Here is a 16,062-nt window from a genome sequence, read left to right as displayed (position 1 = left end):
GTAAATCCTGTCCGCCCGCCAGCGGACGCTTCGCCTTAATTGGAATAATAGGAGGGAGCGAAGCGGTTCGTGCACCGATAGACCGCGAAAATCGCATTCTGTCGCATATGAGATGAAAAAACCGACCAAGTGCAGCTCATGCACTCATTTGAAGGGCGCGACGCAGGTGGGTTGGTACAGACGACTGCCTTATACTCCGACCACTTAGTAAGTGGAGTCCGATATGCCGAATCTACGTCTTGCCGCTCTGACCGCCGAAATCGAAGCCAACGTACGCCGTGCGCTGCTTGAGGACGTGGGCAGTGGCGACATCACTGCGCAACTGATCACCGCCGAGCGTCTGGCCAAGGCCACCGTGATTTCCCGCGATGCAGCGGTGATCGCTGGCACGGCCTGGGTCGACAGCGTTTTCCGCCAGCTCGACCAGCGCGTTGCCGTGCATTGGCAAGTCGCGGACGGCGAACGGGTCCAGCCCAACCAGGCCCTGTTCCACCTCGAAGGCCCTGCCCGCTCGCTGCTCACTGGCGAGCGCAGTGCCCTCAACTTCCTGCAAATGCTCTCCGGCGTCGCAACACGCTCGCAGCATTATGCCGACATGGTCGCTGACACCCAGGTCAAACTGCTCGACACCCGCAAAACCCTCCCCGGCTTGCGCCTTGCGCAGAAATACGCCGTCACCTGCGGCGGCTGCCACAACCATCGCATTGGCCTGTACGACGCCTTCCTGATCAAGGAAAACCACATCGCAGCCTGCGGCGGCATCGCCCAAGCCATCGTCGCCGCCCACAAGATCGCCCCCGGCAAAACGGTTGAAGTCGAAGTCGAAAGCCTCGACGAACTCAAACAGGCCCTCGACGGCGGCGCCGACATCATCATGCTCGACGAACTCAGCCTCGACGACATGCGCGAAGCCGTACGCCTCACGGCAGGCCGCGCCAAACTCGAAGCCAGCGGCGGCGTGACCGACGCGACCCTGCGCACAATTGCCGAAACGGGCGTGGATTACATCTCGATCGGGACGTTGACCAAGGATGTGAGGGCGGTGGATTTGTCGATGCGGTTGAGTGTTTGACGTTCGAACCCGTAGGAGCGCGCTTGCCCGTGAATACGGTTTGTCAGTTACGCTGCATGATGCTGAAACACCGCCATCGCGGGCAAGCATGCTCCTACAGCATGACGAACCCTGCGGAAACGAAAAGCCCGGTCTTGAGGACCGGGCTTTTTGTTTGGTGCCGAAAATAGGAATCGAACCTACGACCTTCGCGTTACGAGTGCGCTGCTCTACCGACTGAGCTATTTCGGCTATGGCGGCAGGCTAGCAAAGTCGATAACGGCAGACAACGTTTTGAGCACCATCAGTACATGGCAGCCAATGGAAAAATCCCGCCTGATGGCGGGATTTGGAAGCCCAAGGCAACCTCAGATATCGAGGTGGTCAGGGAATATTAACGGCAGGTAGTAGGACGCAACTGAGCAGGTACCGTACCAGCGCAGGTCCAAACCAAAGTACCTGTAGCGTCCTGCGCAGGAGTCAATGTAATTGTCAGACCGCGCAGGGCAGTGTTCGAGTTAGCTTGATCGGCCAAAGCGGTAATCACTCCGCCTGCACCAACGTTTACGGAGGCAGTATATTTACCGGTCGCCCCACCATAGTTAGCAGCCGCGTTACTGGCAGGAAGCGCTCCAGTAGCTTGAAAAACCTCAGCGACAGGAGTTTTTGCCCCATCCGCCAGAGACATCAGCTCCGTCACCTGAGCTCTGACCGTATAATTTTGATAAGCCGGAAGCGCTACAGCAGCCAAAATACCGACGATCGCCACCACGATCATCAGCTCGATCAGGGTAAAGCCTTTTTGTGTATTCATTGGTACTACTCCAAAACGTCAATGAGGTGTCGCCCTAAAATGCGAGAAGCATAGTGTGTGCCAACCTGCACTGACCCACCCCACTAGAGTGGCACCTTACCTCACTCCTCGCACCCGACCCAGACCCGGCATAAAGTGACATTTTTTGTCACTACTATACGCCAATTTGGCAGCCAAGCCCGACTACGCTATAAAAGGTCCAATGTCTGTGTGTGGTGGCTGGAATGACTGATGTGGTCCTCACTGGTTTGGCAAAGCAACTCGTTTTAGCTGAACTTCTCAACGAAAAAGCTGCACAACAAGCCTATCAGCAAGCGCGTCGCGATAAGGTTTCGCTTGTCAGTCATCTCGTTCAAAATAAGTTAGTCAAAGGTCTGACACTGGCAGAGCTGGCATCAGAGCAGTTCGGATTGCCTTTTCTTGATTTGAACACGCTCGACAAAGATAGCCAGCTTAGAGGGCTCGTCAGTGAAAAGCTGATTAGGCAACACTCGGTTTTGCCGTTGTGGCGCAGAGGCAACAAGCTGTTTGTCGGTGTATCCGACCCGACAAACCATCAAGCGATCACTGACATCCAATTCAGTACCGGCCTGAACACTGAAGCGATCTTGGTTGAGGACGACAAACTCACTGCCGCCATCGAGAAGTTTTTCGATAGTCATTCTGGCTTGGGCGACATGTCAGATGTTGACCTCGGCCTAGAAATCGAAGCCGTTGATGATGCCAAGGAAAATCCGATTGCCGGGCAGGACGCCGATGACGCGCCAGTTGTCAAATTCGTCAATAAAATGCTCATGGACGCTATTCGTCTGGGTTCATCGGACTTGCACTTTGAACCTTATGAAAAGATTTTTCGAGTACGCTTGCGCACTGACGGCATTCTTCACGAGGTGGCCAAACCCCCAACCCAATTGGCGGGCAGGATCGCAGCGCGTCTGAAGGTTATGGCAGGACTCGATATTTCCGAGCGTCGTAAGCCACAGGATGGTCGCATCAAACTACGTATTTCCAAAAGCCGCGCCATCGATTTTCGCGTCAACACCTTGCCTACTCTATGGGGCGAGAAAATCGTGATGCGGATACTCGATCCCACCAGCGCACAAATGGGCATTGACGCATTGGGCTATGAGCCTGAACAAAAAGCGCTGTATCTCGATGCCCTAAGCAAGCCACAAGGCATGATCTTGGTAACCGGTCCGACCGGCTCAGGTAAAACAGTTTCACTTTATACCGGTCTCAATATCCTTAATACCCCGGATATAAACATCTCCACAGCTGAGGATCCTGTTGAAATCAACCTTGAGGGTATCAATCAAGTTAACGTCAATCCCCGTCAAGGCATGGATTTTTCTCAGGCTCTGCGCGCATTTCTGCGCCAGGATCCAGACGTGATCATGGTCGGTGAAATTCGAGATCTTGAAACTGCGGAGATTGCGATCAAGGCGTCGCAGACAGGCCACATGGTCCTTTCTACGCTACACACAAACAGCGCTGCAGAAACATTGACTCGCTTGCATCATATGGGTGTAGCTGCGTTCAATATCGCCACAGCAATCAATCTTATCATCGCTCAGCGGCTCGCTCGCAAACTCTGCCCACATTGCAAGAAAGAAATCGAGATACCCAAAGAAACCCAGGTTGCTGAGGGGTTTCCAGCAGAGAAGATAGGAACATTTAAACTTTACTCTCCGGTAGGTTGCGAACAGTGTAATGCAGGCTATAAGGGCCGCGTGGGTATTTATGAGGTAGTCAAAAGCACCCCCGCACTTGAGCGTATCATCATGGAAGAAGGAAACTCCCTCGAAATTTCGGCCCAAATGCGTAAAGACGGGTTCAACGACCTCCGAACTTCAGGCCTAATGAAAGCTATGCAAGGCCTTACTAGCCTTGAGGAAGTCAACCGCGTGACCAAGGACTGAACATGGCGACCAAACCAGTAAGAGTCAGTGTTTACACTTGGGAAGGGCTGGATAAAAAAGGCACCAAAGTTTCGGGAGAGCTGAATGGACACAACCCGGCCCTCATCAAAGCACAACTTAGAAAACAAGGTATCAATCCGACTAAAGTCAAAAAAAAATCTGTATCGTTCTTCGGCGCAGGTAAGAAAATCAAACCCTTGGATATTGCTTTCTTCAGTCGGCAGATGGCGACCATGATGAAGGCCGGGGTGCCATTGCTGCAGTCATTCGATATCATTAGCGAAGGTTCCGACAATCCGAATATGCGAAAGCTGGTAAATGATGTCAAACAAGAAGTAGCCTCAGGGCACAGTCTGGCCACATCTCTCCGGCAAAAACCTATGTACTTTGACGAGCTGTTTTGCAACCTCGTAGATGCCGGGGAACAGGCGGGGGCACTGGAGTCGCTACTTGACCGAGTTGCCACCTATAAAGAAAAGACCGAATCGCTTAAAGCGAAGATAAAAAAAGCGATGACTTACCCCATTGCGGTAGTCGTCGTGGCATTTATCGTGACAATGATCCTGCTTCTAAAAGTGGTCCCCCAGTTCCAGGAGATTTTCGCAGGCTTTGGCGCCAAGCTGCCTCAGTTCACACTGATGGTCATAGGCTTATCACAGATTGTGCAGGATTACTGGTGGATGCTAATAGGTGCGCTGTTCATTTTAATTATTTTATTTAAGCGTGTACATCGGAAATCTGAGAAATTTAGAAACTCTCTTGACCGCGGATTGTTAAAGATACCGGTCATAGGCCCGCTGCTTTATAAATCTGCGGTTGCACGTTATGCGCGTACCCTCTCGACCACCTTCGCAGCGGGTGTTCCTCTCGTCGATGCGTTGGATTCAGTAGCAGGTGCCACTGGCAATGTCGTGTTCCGAAATGCCGTTCAAAAAGTCAAACAGGATGTATCTACCGGCATGCAGCTGAATTTCTCGATGCGAAGTACCGGTGTATTTCCAATGCTCGCGGTGCAAATGACCGCCATTGGGGAAGAGTCCGGCGCTCTGGATTCTATGCTCGATAAAGTTGCGACCTATTATGAAGATGAGGTAGATAACTTAGTTGATAGTCTCACCAGCCTAATGGAACCAATGATCATGGCCGTGCTGGGTGTCATCGTTGGCGGCCTGGTCATCGCCATGTACCTTCCCATTTTCCAGCTCGGAAACGCCGTTTAAAATGTCCCTCCCCAACTTCCTGGCCAGCTCCCCGCTGGCCTTCGTTTTCTGCACCCTCGTTTTAGGCCTGCTCGTCGGCAGTTTTCTCAACGTGGTCATCTACCGCCTACCCAAGATGATGCTGCGCGACTGGAAAACCCAGGCCCGTGAGGTGCTGGAATTGCCTCCGGAACCTCAGCCTGAGACCTTCAACCTTATCCTCCCCCACTCCCGTTGCCCGCACTGTTCGCACAGGATCCGCGCGTGGGAGAACGTGCCGGTGGTGAGTTATCTGGTGTTGGGCGGCAAGTGTTCGAGTTGCAAGGCGCCGATCAGCAAGCGCTACCCGCTGGTGGAGCTGGCGTGTGGGTTGATGTCGGCGTTCGTGGCCTGGCATTTCGGCTTTGGCTGGCAGGCGGGGGCGGTATTGGTGTTGAGTTGGGGGTTGTTGTCGATGAGTTTGATCGACGCTGACCATCAGTTGTTGCCGGATGCGATTGTGGTGCCGCTGTTGTGGCTGGGGTTGATCGTCAATTCGTTTGGCCTGTTTGCGTCGCTGGGCGATGCGCTGTGGGGCGCGGTCGCCGGGTATTTAGTGCTGTGGTGCGTGTTCTGGCTGTTCAAGCTGATCACCGGCAAGGAGGGCATGGGCTACGGCGATTTCAAATTGCTGGCGATGCTCGGCGCCTGGGGCGGCTGGCAGATTTTGCCGTTGACGATTTTGCTGTCGTCGATCGTCGGCGCGGTGTTGGGCTTGATTTTGCTGCGCCTGCGCAACGTGCAGACCAGCACACCCATCCCGTTCGGGCCGTATCTGGCCATTGCGGGGTGGATCGCATTGCTCTGGGGTGATCAAATAACGTCTTCGTATTTGCAGATCGCCGGTTTCAAATGAGCCTTTCCGAAACAAGCAGCAACGTTTCAACGCCCTGGATTCTGGGTCTGACGGGTGGCATCGGCAGTGGCAAGAGCGCCGCTGCGCAGTGTTTCGTCGACCTGGGCATTCATCTGGTGGACGCCGATCAGGCTGCACGCTGGGTGGTCGAGCCGGGGCGCCCTGCCCTGGCGCAGATCACCGAGCATTTCGGCAACGGAGTGTTGCAGGCGGATGGCACGTTGAATCGTGCGGCGTTGCGCGAGCTGATCTTCAAGGACCCGCAACGGCGCGTCTGGCTTGAAGGTCTGCTGCATCCGCTGATCCGAGAAGAAATCCGCCAATACCTGGCCCGCGCAGTATCACCCTACGCGATTCTGGTTTCGCCGCTGCTGCTGGAAACGACACAACATCAAATGGTGCAGCGGGTGTTGGTGATCGACGTGCCGGAGGCGCTGCAGATCGAGCGCACCGTGCTGCGCGACAAGACCAACGAGGAGCAGGTACGGGCGATTCTCAAGGTGCAGGCCAGTCGTGAAGAACGTCTGAGTCGCGCCGATGATGTGATCATCAATGACCGCGACCCCGCGTGGCTGAAAAGCGAAGTCCAGCGACTGCATCACTTTTATCTAACTTTGCGTGGAGGCCAATGATGAGCCAACCAATGACCGTCGATTGCCCAACCTGCGGAGCCCCCGTGGAATGGACCCCGGAGAGCAAATTCCGGCCGTTCTGTTCGGACCGTTGCAAGCTGATTGACCTGGGCGCCTGGGCGTCGGAAGAACATGCAATTCCGGTGGCCCCGGATGCCGAAGATGAGTTGTTTTCGGGTGAATTTGACCCGCGTCAGCATTGATCGAACGCGACACCTGAGCCCTCAGGTGTCGCCATCAGCCACCCAGGGTTCTGACAAATACCGCGTGCGGTTGAACGTCTCCAGCCATTCGGGGCAGAACACCACAAGTGCGGTGACGATGATCCCGTTGATGAACGCCTCGGGAAAGATGATCAGCCACAGGTAACCAACGAAATCCCCCAGCCATTCCGGCATGGCAAACAGCCCGTCGTGCCACAGCACGCCCATCGCAATCAGCAGACACAACAATGCCGCCAACGCTGCAGCGAAGAAACCGGAGCAGAAGATGTAGGTAAACGGGCTTTTGGGTTGTGCGCGTTCGACCAGCAGTGAGCAGCCTTCGGTGATCAGCACGGGCAGTACGATCAGCAGCAGGCCGTTGACGCCCATCGGCGCGAGATCCTGCCGCCCCATCGCCAGCATGCCCAGTTGCGCCACCAGCCCGCCGACGATCGCCAGCGGCCAGTCAAGCAGCAAGGTTACAGCGGTCATGCCGAGAAAGTGGTACGAAACGCCGGTGTTGAAATCCCGTCGCAGCAACCAGAGCAAAAACAGCGCGAAGATGGTGCCTAACAACAGGTGCTGACGCCGTGTGTCGGCGAACAATTCAACCCAAGGACAGCGCCACACCGCCCACAGCAGCATCGGCACGTACAGGAGCCAGGCAAGGAGCATGGTTGGGGCGGCGAGCACTTGGGTTCCGAGCATGACTGATTGTTCTTTTGAGTTCGGATAAGGGCAGTCTACACCCGCTGAATCAGACTGCGTGCTCAAAGCAAAAACACCCGATGGAGCGGGTTTATTCGCTCCATCGAGTGGGAAACTTTACGAAGAGTTGTGGGTTAGCCGAGCTTACGCTGTGGCGCGCCGTGAACCATGGTGTAGGCGTAGTCGACGCCCATGCCGTAAGCGCCGCTGTGTTCCAGCACCAGTTGCATGACAGCTTCGTAAGTTTCTTTGTGTGCCCAGTCGCGTTGGAACTCGAGCAGCACTTGTTGCCAGGTCACCGGGACCGCGCCGGCTTGAATCATGCGCTGCACCGACATGTCGTGAGCCTCTTTGGTGGTGCCGCCCGACGCGTCGGTGACGATGTACACCTCGTAGCCTTCCGCCAGCGCGTCCAGGGTCGGGAAGTTCAGGCAGACTTCGGTCCAGAGCGCGGCGATGATCAACTTCTTGCGACCGGTGGCCTTTACCGCTTCGACCAGCTTCTTGTCTTCCCAAGAGTTCATCGACGTGCGCTCGATGGGCTGTTGCTCCGGGTGCACGGCCAGCAGTTCTGGCCAGATGTAACCGCTGAAGCTCTTGGTTTCCACCGACGTGAAAATGGTCGGTACGTTGAAGATCTTGGCGGCCTTGGCCAGGCCAACCGTGTTGTTTTTCAGCGTTTGACGATCGATCGATTGCACGCCGAAGGCCATTTGCGGCTGGTGGTCGATCAGGATCAGAGCGGAGTTGGTTGGGTTCAGCAGTTCGCGGATAGACATGGCATGTTCCTCTGAATGTCAGTAAGGGTCTGTAGGGGTGAGCCGCTGGAGCGCCTGGCGCTGTTTGTTTGCTGGCTTGGAAGTCAATCTACGGACTAGCCTACCTTGGAACAATCCCATAGAATCGAGACTCATTGTTTCCATATTAGGGACGTTAATGGATCGTATCGAATGCATGCGCGCGTTTGTTGCCACGGTCGGGGCCAACGGCTTTGCCGCAGCGGCTCGTGCACTGGACGTACCACGCTCGAAAGTGAGCAAGCAGATTCAGGCACTGGAAGAAGCGATAGGTGTGCAACTGCTGCAACGCACCACGCGCAGCCTCCATCTGACAGAAGCTGGCACCGAGTACTACGACGCCTGTCGTGATGTCATCGCCTCGCTGGATGAAGCCGAGCAGCGCGCGCGCACCGGCATGGGCGAGATACGCGGCGTGTTGCGGGTCAACGCGCCGATGTCGTTTGGCTTGAGTCGCCTGGGGCCGCTGATCCCGCGCTTCAACGAACTGCACCCCAACGTTGAGCTGCAAGTAGTGCTCAGTGATCAGCAGGTCGACCCGGTCAAAGGCGGTTTCGACGTCACTATCCGCATTGCCAGCTTGCCGGACTCATCGATGGTTGCGCGCACTCTGGCCCCTGCGCCGCGCATCATGGTCGCTTCGGCTGACTACCTCGCCAAGCATGGAGAGCCGACGTCGCCCAAGGATCTGGCGAATCATCAATTCCTCAGTTACGGCTATTTGCAGAGCGGCATCAGCCTGCAGTTGTGCAACGGCAAAGAGACCCAGCGCGTGACCGTCAGCGGCCCGCTGCACGCCAACAACGGAGACATCCTCGCCCAAGCGGCGGTGGGGGGAATGGGCATTGCGCTGCTGCCTAACTTCATCGTTGAACGCGCGGTGGCCGATGGACGTTTGAAGCCGGTGCTGTGCGAGTGGCAAGCGCCGGCGATCTCGGTCAACGCGGTGTATCCGTCGGCACGCCGGGTGCCGATGAAGACCCGGGCGTTCATTGATTTTCTCACCCAGGAGCTGGCGTTGGGCTCGGCGGGGTTTTGAGCCATCGCGCAGCTTCGCTTCTGCCAAAGGCTTATGCGACTGCGCCCACAGGCTCCTTGCCCTCCAGCACCGCCGTCAGACTGGCCAACACCATCTCGCCCATGCGCGTGCGCGTCTGCACCGTGGCGCTGGCGCGGTGGGGTTGCAGGATGACGGTTTCCAGGCCGAACAGCGCATCCGGCACGTTGGGCTCGTCAACGAATACGTCCAGCCCTGCCCCGGCAATCGAGCCCGATTGCAGCGCGGCGATCAGGTCCGGCTCGTTTACCAGGCTGCCCCGCGCGACGTTGATCAGATACCCTTCAGCCCCAACGCATGCAGCACCTCGGCGTTGATGATGCCCTTGGTTTTGTCAGCCGCTGCGGCAACGATCAGCGCATCGCTTTGGCGCGCCAGCTCGACCAGGTCGCTGACGAAGGTAAAGGCACATCGCTCATCGCATTGAGATCGGTGTAGCTGATCGGGCAGCCAAACGCCGCAGCCCGCGTGGCGACCGCCCGGCCAACTCGCCCAAAGCCAACGATACCCACGCGCATGCCGCTGAACGCATCAGCCCGAACGCGCCTCGGCTGCACAGAAAAACCCGATGACGTTGGTGTCGAGCACGCTCAGCCACGTTTCTACCGGCAGCCCGATAGGCCTCTGCCCGGAGGGCGCAGGAGCAAGCTTGCTTCTACGGCCTGCGGCAAGAATCAAAAGCCAGAGCCAGAGCCTTCAACTTTAAGTTCCACAAGACGTTTCAACTTCCTGCCAGAGCGCTAAGCTCTCCCCCATGGACGACTCCGACTACCTGCGTCTGCTGACGATCCAGGCCGAGCAAGCCAATGCGTTTCTGTCCAATGCGCGTAAATGGGAACGGGAGCGCTGGGTGTGCCAGCGTTTGCTGCAAGGCCTGAACATTCCTCATCGCACCGACGATTTCCTGCCCGCCGGGCAAGAGCCGCCGGACGTACTGTTTCGCGATGCGTGTTTTGAGGTGTTCTTTGTGCTCGATGAAGGGCGCAGGCTCAATGATGAGTGGCGCGAGGAGTTGAAGCGCAGGCGCAGTGCGTTTTCCCTGAGCCAACTGGTGCGGCGCGAGGCCAAGCCCAAGCGTATTCCGGCGTCCGAACTGCTGCGGCGTCTGGCGCCGACCTTGCGCAAGAAGGCGCACAACTACCAGGAGCGCGGGCTGGATTTGAGCGAGCTGGACATCATCGCCTTCGCCAGTCTCAAGCGTGAGGTGCTGGACCTCAACAGCCATTTTCCTCCGCCCACCGAATACCTGCGACAGGGCTGGCGCTCGCTCTCACTGGTAGGTCCGACCTTCGCCCGCGTGCTGTTTGCGCACCCTGATGCGCCGGATTTTCTGCGTACGAATCTGGGGCGCAGCGTGGTGTTCGATGTGGGGATCAGCCTGTGATGGCGCAATTTCCGCGCGAATGTTACAAAGCGGCATGCGCATTGAAATCCGGCGTAACCCACGGCCGGAGTCAGTCGTCAACGAAGTTACCGTGTTGCAGACCGTCGTTTTCTGACGCCGGTCAATGTTCATGACGAGGCTTTATGACCAGCCGCCTGAACCCTGACGACCAGAAGCGTGTCGAAGAGTACCTTCAAGCGCCTCAGCATCAAGTCGAGCGTCGGCCTTTTCGGCCCTGGCTGCTCCTTGTGGTGGTGCTTGTCGTGGTGATCGGGTTGGGCCTGTTGAGCCGTTTACTGAGCTATCTGACGCTATGAGCTGCCTGGCGCTCGCGCGGATAACGCCACTTGAGAATTCCTTAAGCCTTATGAGATATCCCCATGACTCATCGTATCGTGATCGTCGGCGGAGGCGCCGGTGGTCTGGAGCTGGCTACCCGTCTGGGTAAAACCCTGGGCAAGAAAGGCACCGCCAGCGTCACGCTGGTGGACGCCAATCTGACTCACATCTGGAAACCCCTGCTGCACGAAGTGGCCGCAGGCTCGCTCAACTCCTATGAGGACGAGCTGAACTACGTGGCGCAGGCCAAGTGGAACCACTTCCAGTTTCAGCTGGGTCGCATGGAAGGGCTGGACCGCGAGAACAAGCAGATTCATCTGGCCGCCACGCTCGACGAAAACGGCAACGAGCTGGTCCCCGCGCGCAGCCTGGATTACGACTCGCTGGTGATCGCGGTCGGCAGTACGACCAACGATTTCGGTACCAAAGGGGCGGCCGAACATTGCCTGTTCCTCGACACCCGCAAGCAGGCCGAGCGCTTCCACCAGCAGCTGCTTAATCGCTATCTGCGTGCTCACGCCAACGAGTTGGCGGCCACCGAAGAAATCAACGTGGCCATCGTTGGCGCGGGCGCTACAGGGGTTGAACTGGCCGCTGAACTGCACAACGCGGCTCACGAACTGGCGGCTTACGGGCTGGGCCAGATCAAGCCGGAAAACCTGCGCATCACCGTGATCGAAGCCGGTCCGCGCGTGCTGCCTGCCCTGCCGGAACGTATTGGCGGGCCGGTACACAAGACCCTGGAAAAGCTCGGCGTGACCGTGCTGACCAACTCGGCAGTCAGTGAAGTGACGGCTGAAGGCCTGGTGACCGCAACCGGTCAGGTGATTCCCGCGACGCTGAAAGTCTGGGCGGCGGGCATTCGCGCTCCGGCGTTTCTGGAAGGCATCGCGGGGCTTGAGACCAATCGCATCAATCAATTGCAGGTGCGGCCTACGCTGCAGACCACTCGCGACGACAACATCTTCGCCTTCGGTGACTGCGCGGCCTGCCCGCAGAAAGGCACGGATCGCAACGTCCCGCCTCGCGCCCAGGCGGCGCACCAGCAGGCCTCGCTGCTGGTGAAATCACTGAAGCTGCGCATTGAAGGCGGCGAGTTGCCGGAGTATCGCTACCAGGATTACGGCTCGCTGATCTCCCTGTCGAAGTTCTCGGCGGTGGGCAATCTGATGGGCAACCTGACTGGCAGCGTGATGCTGGAGGGCTGGCTGGCGCGGATGTTCTACGTGTCGTTGTACCGCATGCACCAGATGGCGCTGTACGGCACGTTCCGCACGTTGATGCTGATGCTGGGCAGTCGGATCGGGCGCGGGACTGAGCCAAGGATGAAGCTGCATTAATCCCCTCAACCTGTGGGAGCGAATTTATTCGCGAGGCACCATGACAACCGACAGATAGGTCTCGGATGTTCCGGCCATCGCGAATGAATTCGCTCCCACAGCTCAAAATCGCATGCTCCTAAGGCATCACCCGCCCTTTCCCCGAATGCTTGGCCTTGTACATCCAGCGGTCGGCCTCGCGCATCAGTTCGTCCGGGGCTTTGCCCGAACCGGGTTCGTACATCGAAAAACCCACGCTGGCGTTGCTGCGAATCACGTCGCCCTTGATGATGATTGGCTCGGCAATCGCGGCCAGCAGCTTCTTCCCCACCTCCCGCGCCTCATCTACACCCGGCACGATGCCTTCCAGAATCACGATGAACTCATCCCCCGCCAGTCGAACCAGACTGTCAGTGCGCCTCACGCAGCTGTGCAATCGCGCGGAAATGGTCCGCAGCAGGTCATCCCCCGCATCATGCCCGTAGGTGTCGTTGACCCCTTTGAAGCCATCCAGATCGATGAACATCAGCGCCAACTGCAGCGTTGAGCGATCGGCGCGGGCCATTGCGATCGGCAGCAACGCATCCAGTGCGCGGCGGTTATAGAGGCCGGTGAGCGCGTCGTGACGGGCTTCCTGCTCCAGCTCCTTGCGCCCCTGAATGTTCTGGATGATGGAAATGAAATACTCCAGATCCCCCTCTTCGGAGAGCTTCTTGGTCACGCTGAGGTTGACCCACACCGAGGCCCCGTCCTTGCGCAGGTAACGCTTCTCCAACTGATAGCGGTCAATCTGGTTGTCGATCAGTTGCTGCAGCATCTCCATGTCGCTGTCCAGGTCATCGGGGTGGGTGATGTCCTGGAAGGTCAGGTGTTTGAGCTCCTCGGGGGTGTAACCGAGGATTTCGCACAGCGCCGTATTGACGCTGATCCAGCCGCCGTCCGGCGCGACCAGGGCGATGCCCACGGAGGCCAGCTCGAACATCGAGCGATAACCCGCCTCACTGGCCTTGAACAACGCATCCGAGCGATTTCGTTGAAGCCGCGCCAGCATCAGATTTTCCCGCAGCTGCACCTCGCGGCTGACGATGTCGGCCAAGTCGCGCAGGGTGTCCACTTCTTCCTGGCTCAACTGGCGAGGACGCTCGTCGATGGCGCAGAGCGTACCGACGGCAAAACCCTTGCTGGTGCGAATCGGCACCCCTGCATAAAAGCGTATGTGCGGCGCGCCGGTCACCAGCTGGTTGTCGCGAAAGCGCTCATCTTCGGCGGCATCGGGCACCACCAGCGGCGAGGTTTGCAGAATGGCGTGGGCACAGAAGGCCATTTCTCTGGGGGTTTCAGTGGCCTGGAGCCCTGCACGGGATTTGAACCACTGACGATCTTCGTCGACGAGCGACACCAAGGCGATGGGGACGTCGAGCACGCGCGCCACCAAACGGGTGATCCGGTCGAGTGAGGCCTCGGCCGGGGTGTCGAGAATTTCCAGTGCTTGCAGCGCCTCGAGGCGCTCTTTTTCGTATGGAGGAATTGGCGCTTTCATATTTCTCGGCCGACCCTGAAAAGACCTTCTGGAGTCTATACCGGGTCGTATGAATACGCACTGGCGAATCGAGCTTTGCCATCAATCAGTTACAAGCGTCTGGTCTGCGGCGCGTTTCCAGAGTAACTCGATAAACTGCACACGCTCCCGACTCGCCGCCTCGCCCTTGCGTGTGAGCAGGCCGAACGGTGCCGTGCGCTCCTCGATCTTCACCGGCAAAGCCTTGACCAGGCCCATCTTCAGGTAATCGCGAAGGGCCGATTCGGACAGCACCATGATGGCGTCCGTCAGTTGCACCAGTTGCTGCATCGAATACACCGAGCTGAATTCGGGCCGTCGGCGTCAGCAGACACTTCCTGTCATAAAAACGTGCTGATTACTGTGATCCCATAGCGACATCACACCCCGATGTCGCACGATCACAGGAAGTCATCCATGTTTCAGCTTTCCCGAATGATGCTGGCCGCAGGCCTGGGCATTGCACTCAACCTGTCCTGGCTGAGCAGCGCTGGGGCCGCGCAGGACGTCACCGGCGCAGGCTCCACGTTCATCTACCCGGTGCTCTTCAAATGGGCCACCGATTACAACCAGAAGACCGGCGTGAAGGTGAACTACCAGAGCATCGGCTCCGGCGCAGGCGTGGCGCAGATTAAGGAGGGCGCGGTGGATTTCGGCGCCACCGACATGCCGCTCAAATCCAGCGACCTGCAAACCCTGGGCTTGCAGCAGTTCCCCTCGGTGATCGGCGGCGTGGTGCCAGTGATCAACGTGGCATCGATCAAGCCCGGCACGATCAAATTCAGCGGCGCGGTGCTGGCCGACATCTATCTGGGCAAAATCAAAAAGTGGAACGACCCGGCGCTGCTGGCGCTCAATGCTGGCTTGAAGCTGCCAGACAGCAGCATCAACGTCGTCTACCGCTCGGAGGATTCGGGTACGACGTACAACTGGGCCAGCTATCTGTCCAAGGTCAGCGCAGAATGGAAAGACAAGGTCGGCGCAGGCACCTCGGTCAAATGGCCAGTGGGCATCGGCAGCAAGGGCAGCGAAGGCGTCGCCTCGTACGTACAAAAAATGCCCAACTCCATCGGCTACGTCGAATATGCCTACATCAAGCAGCAGAACCTGAACTTCGGCCTATTACAGAACGCCGCTGGGCATTTCGTTGTACCGAGCTCGGAGTCCTTCCAGGCGGCCGCCGCGACTGCCGATTGGAAAAACGCCAAGGACTTTGACCTGTCGATGCTCAACGCGCCGGGGGACAACGCCTACCCGATCACTGCCGCAACCTTCATCGTGCTGTACAAGCAGCCCAAAGACGCTGATCGCCAGAAGACCGTGCAGGAGTTCTTCCGCTGGACCCTCGAAAACGGCCAGGACCAAGCGCGTTCACTGGACTTCGCGCCGATTCCGACTGACCTGAAGAATCAGATCGAAGCCTATTGGGGCGACGTGCCTAAAGCGCAGTAGGCCTTCCCAACGCGAGCGCGGCTGATCCTGCGCTCAGCGTCCCGACATTCTGTCGAGCAACGCACTCTTCTCCTCCAGCACCGCAGCGCGCCGGGCGATCTCGGCGCGAGCGGCCTGGATACGCGAACGCCCTGCATCCACGGCGGCATCCGGCGACTGAAACAGGCTGTCCGGCGCGTACCACTTGCCCTTGGCCGAGCGCTCGTTCTGACCATCGGCGGTCGGGCCGACCAACTCCACTTCCAGCACGACAAAGCTGCGGGTCAACACCCAAGCGGTGTAGGGATAGGTGCGGGCGTTCACATTCGGCCTCATGGTTTGTCTCGTTGATGAGGTATTCACACAGCGCAGATATCGATCTGGGCGCTTCCAGGCTCGCTCCAGCGTGGTTTTATTGCCTGAAAACACGGGGAGCGGCTGTCCATGATACCTATCGCTGTATATTTTTTCATATAACGAAAATGAAGACTGCGTTAACGGGCTTGACGATGCCGATAAGAGCCGAATAGAGGCAAGGAGGCTGGGGCGAAGAAAGGGGAAATCGAAGAACGGAGCAGCCAGAAACGAAAAAAGGCGTCCCGAAGGACGCCTTTTTTGTGGGTTGCAACGCAAATGGCGCTGTAACCTGATTTTCTACCCTGAGTACTGCTGGGGCGAAAATGGTCGGGGTAAGGGGATTCGAACTCCTGACATCCTGCTCCCAAAGCAGGCGCGCTACCGGACTGCGCTATACCC

General features: G+C 57.8%; 16 protein-coding genes, 1 tRNA gene and 2 pseudogenes. 11 read left to right on the top strand and 8 right to left on the bottom strand.

Going from position 1 to position 16,062, the window contains the following annotated elements; all coding sequences use genetic code 11:
* The first annotated feature begins 223 nt into the window (after window positions 1-223).
* Window positions 224-1,072 (top strand): carboxylating nicotinate-nucleotide diphosphorylase, encoded by an 849-nt coding sequence (nadC, locus tag AC07V9_RS25015; protein ID WP_495018313.1) that lies wholly within the window; start codon window positions 224-226, stop codon window positions 1,070-1,072.
* A gap of 155 nt (window positions 1,073-1,227) precedes the next feature.
* On the opposite strand, the gene AC07V9_RS25010 is transcribed toward nadC, so the two are convergent.
* Window positions 1,228-1,303, bottom strand: a tRNA-Thr gene (locus tag AC07V9_RS25010).
* 142 nt (window positions 1,304-1,445) lie between these two features.
* On the bottom strand, window positions 1,446-1,865 hold the full coding sequence (locus tag AC07V9_RS25005; protein WP_495018312.1) for a pilin: 420 nt from the start codon (window positions 1,863-1,865) through the stop codon (window positions 1,446-1,448).
* A 224-nt stretch (window positions 1,866-2,089) separates the two neighbouring features.
* Here AC07V9_RS25005 and pilB point away from each other — a divergent pair, with 224 nt between their 5' ends.
* Genes pilB through yacG form a run of 5 tightly spaced genes read left to right on the top strand, consistent with a single transcriptional unit; the run spans window position 2,090 to window position 6,713 of the window.
* Entirely contained in the window at window positions 2,090-3,784 is a 1,695-nt protein-coding gene (gene pilB, locus AC07V9_RS25000; protein ID WP_495018311.1) for a type IV-A pilus assembly ATPase PilB, read from the top strand.
* Window positions 3,785-3,786: 2 nt separating this feature from the next.
* Window positions 3,787-5,004: a type II secretion system F family protein gene (locus AC07V9_RS24995; protein ID WP_495018310.1), complete on the top strand. Its 1,218-nt coding sequence runs from the start codon at window positions 3,787-3,789 to the stop codon at window positions 5,002-5,004.
* Between the two features lies 1 nt (window position 5,005).
* Window positions 5,006-5,878 (top strand): prepilin peptidase, encoded by an 873-nt coding sequence (locus AC07V9_RS24990; protein WP_495018309.1) that lies wholly within the window; start codon window positions 5,006-5,008, stop codon window positions 5,876-5,878.
* Entirely contained in the window at window positions 5,875-6,510 is a 636-nt protein-coding gene (coaE, locus tag AC07V9_RS24985; RefSeq protein WP_495018308.1) for a dephospho-CoA kinase, read from the top strand. Before AC07V9_RS24990 ends, coaE begins: the two co-directional genes overlap by 4 nt.
* The gene (yacG, locus tag AC07V9_RS24980) at window positions 6,510-6,713 is read left to right on the top strand and encodes a DNA gyrase inhibitor YacG (RefSeq protein WP_296254509.1); all 204 of its coding nucleotides are present in this window, start codon (window positions 6,510-6,512) and stop codon (window positions 6,711-6,713) included. Before coaE ends, yacG begins: the two co-directional genes overlap by 1 nt.
* Before the next feature lie 21 nt (window positions 6,714-6,734).
* Here the strand turns inward: yacG and AC07V9_RS24975 are convergent, their stop codons facing one another.
* Window positions 6,735-7,421, bottom strand: a complete 687-nt coding sequence (locus tag AC07V9_RS24975) for an energy-coupling factor ABC transporter permease (protein ID WP_495018307.1) — start codon at window positions 7,419-7,421, stop codon at window positions 6,735-6,737.
* A 134-nt stretch (window positions 7,422-7,555) separates the two neighbouring features.
* Complete coding sequence (locus tag AC07V9_RS24970; RefSeq protein ID WP_495018306.1) at window positions 7,556-8,200, bottom strand: hydrolase; 645 nt, start codon at window positions 8,198-8,200, stop codon at window positions 7,556-7,558.
* Window positions 8,201-8,357: 157 nt separating this feature from the next.
* Between AC07V9_RS24970 and AC07V9_RS24965 the strand changes: the two genes are divergently transcribed.
* On the top strand, window positions 8,358-9,257 hold the full coding sequence (locus AC07V9_RS24965) for a LysR family transcriptional regulator (protein ID WP_495018305.1): 900 nt from the start codon (window positions 8,358-8,360) through the stop codon (window positions 9,255-9,257).
* Between the two features lie 31 nt (window positions 9,258-9,288).
* Here AC07V9_RS24965 and AC07V9_RS24960 read toward each other — a convergent pair.
* Window positions 9,289-9,799: pseudogene (locus tag AC07V9_RS24960) on the bottom strand (NAD(P)-dependent oxidoreductase); the annotation flags it as partial.
* Between the two features lie 230 nt (window positions 9,800-10,029).
* Here AC07V9_RS24960 and AC07V9_RS24955 point away from each other — a divergent pair.
* From AC07V9_RS24955 to AC07V9_RS24945, 3 genes are all read left to right on the top strand, one after another.
* Window positions 10,030-10,659 carry a DUF1780 domain-containing protein gene (locus AC07V9_RS24955; RefSeq protein WP_495018304.1) on the top strand — a complete coding sequence of 210 codons (630 nt, stop codon included), beginning with the start codon at window positions 10,030-10,032 and terminating at the stop codon, window positions 10,657-10,659.
* Between the two features lie 143 nt (window positions 10,660-10,802).
* Window positions 10,803-10,976, top strand: a complete 174-nt coding sequence (locus AC07V9_RS24950) for a DUF3094 family protein (RefSeq protein ID WP_431745289.1) — start codon at window positions 10,803-10,805, stop codon at window positions 10,974-10,976.
* 63 nt (window positions 10,977-11,039) lie between these two features.
* A complete protein-coding gene (locus tag AC07V9_RS24945; RefSeq protein ID WP_495018303.1) occupies window positions 11,040-12,338 on the top strand; it encodes an NAD(P)/FAD-dependent oxidoreductase in 1,299 nt (432 codons plus the stop codon).
* A 118-nt stretch (window positions 12,339-12,456) separates the two neighbouring features.
* Here AC07V9_RS24945 and AC07V9_RS24940 read toward each other — a convergent pair whose 3' ends face one another.
* Both AC07V9_RS24940 and AC07V9_RS24935 read right to left on the bottom strand, forming a co-directional pair.
* Entirely contained in the window at window positions 12,457-13,857 is a 1,401-nt protein-coding gene (locus AC07V9_RS24940) for a diguanylate cyclase domain-containing protein (protein ID WP_495018302.1), read from the bottom strand.
* 81 nt (window positions 13,858-13,938) lie between these two features.
* Window positions 13,939-14,187 (bottom strand): annotated as a pseudogene (locus AC07V9_RS24935) (LysR substrate-binding domain-containing protein); the annotation flags it as partial.
* A 105-nt stretch (window positions 14,188-14,292) separates the two neighbouring features.
* On the opposite strand from AC07V9_RS24935, the gene pstS reads away from it, so the two are divergent.
* Window positions 14,293-15,327, top strand: coding sequence for a phosphate ABC transporter substrate-binding protein PstS (gene pstS / locus AC07V9_RS24930; protein WP_495018301.1), 1,035 nt, complete (start codon window positions 14,293-14,295; stop codon window positions 15,325-15,327).
* A gap of 33 nt (window positions 15,328-15,360) precedes the next feature.
* Here the strand turns inward: pstS and AC07V9_RS24925 are convergent, their stop codons facing one another.
* A complete protein-coding gene (locus tag AC07V9_RS24925; RefSeq protein WP_495018300.1) occupies window positions 15,361-15,642 on the bottom strand; it encodes a hypothetical protein in 282 nt (93 codons plus the stop codon).
* Between the last annotated feature and the right edge of the window lie 420 nt (window positions 15,643-16,062).

The sequence above is a fragment of the Pseudomonas sp. GW821-FHT02A11 genome, assembly GCF_059421985.1.
The sequence above is the reverse complement of the archived record's forward strand: the minus strand, read 5'-3'. Positions and strand labels throughout refer to the sequence as shown.

What these genes read in the sequence shown, in the direction of transcription:
- AC07V9_RS24950 (WP_431745289.1), top strand. Translation starts at nt 10,803, where the DNA reads ATGACCAGCCGCCTGAACCCTGACGACCAGAAGCGTGTCGAAGAGTAC.
- yacG (WP_296254509.1), top strand. Translation starts at nt 6,510, where the DNA reads ATGAGCCAACCAATGACCGTCGATTGCCCAACCTGCGGAGCCCCCGTG.
- nadC (WP_495018313.1), top strand. Translation starts at nt 224, where the DNA reads ATGCCGAATCTACGTCTTGCCGCTCTGACCGCCGAAATCGAAGCCAAC.
- AC07V9_RS24995 (WP_495018310.1), top strand. Translation starts at nt 3,787, where the DNA reads ATGGCGACCAAACCAGTAAGAGTCAGTGTTTACACTTGGGAAGGGCTG.
- AC07V9_RS25005 (WP_495018312.1), bottom strand. Translation starts at nt 1,865, where the DNA reads ATGAATACACAAAAAGGCTTTACCCTGATCGAGCTGATGATCGTGGTG.
- AC07V9_RS24955 (WP_495018304.1), top strand. Translation starts at nt 10,030, where the DNA reads ATGGACGACTCCGACTACCTGCGTCTGCTGACGATCCAGGCCGAGCAA.
- AC07V9_RS24975 (WP_495018307.1), bottom strand. Translation starts at nt 7,421, where the DNA reads ATGCTCGGAACCCAAGTGCTCGCCGCCCCAACCATGCTCCTTGCCTGG.
- coaE (WP_495018308.1), top strand. Translation starts at nt 5,875, where the DNA reads ATGAGCCTTTCCGAAACAAGCAGCAACGTTTCAACGCCCTGGATTCTG.
- AC07V9_RS24965 (WP_495018305.1), top strand. Translation starts at nt 8,358, where the DNA reads ATGGATCGTATCGAATGCATGCGCGCGTTTGTTGCCACGGTCGGGGCC.
- AC07V9_RS24925 (WP_495018300.1), bottom strand. Translation starts at nt 15,642, where the DNA reads ATGAGGCCGAATGTGAACGCCCGCACCTATCCCTACACCGCTTGGGTG.
- pilB (WP_495018311.1), top strand. Translation starts at nt 2,090, where the DNA reads ATGACTGATGTGGTCCTCACTGGTTTGGCAAAGCAACTCGTTTTAGCT.
- AC07V9_RS24940 (WP_495018302.1), bottom strand. Translation starts at nt 13,857, where the DNA reads ATGAAAGCGCCAATTCCTCCATACGAAAAAGAGCGCCTCGAGGCGCTG.
- pstS (WP_495018301.1), top strand. Translation starts at nt 14,293, where the DNA reads ATGTTTCAGCTTTCCCGAATGATGCTGGCCGCAGGCCTGGGCATTGCA.
- AC07V9_RS24970 (WP_495018306.1), bottom strand. Translation starts at nt 8,200, where the DNA reads ATGTCTATCCGCGAACTGCTGAACCCAACCAACTCCGCTCTGATCCTG.
- AC07V9_RS24990 (WP_495018309.1), top strand. Translation starts at nt 5,006, where the DNA reads ATGTCCCTCCCCAACTTCCTGGCCAGCTCCCCGCTGGCCTTCGTTTTC.
- AC07V9_RS24945 (WP_495018303.1), top strand. Translation starts at nt 11,040, where the DNA reads ATGACTCATCGTATCGTGATCGTCGGCGGAGGCGCCGGTGGTCTGGAG.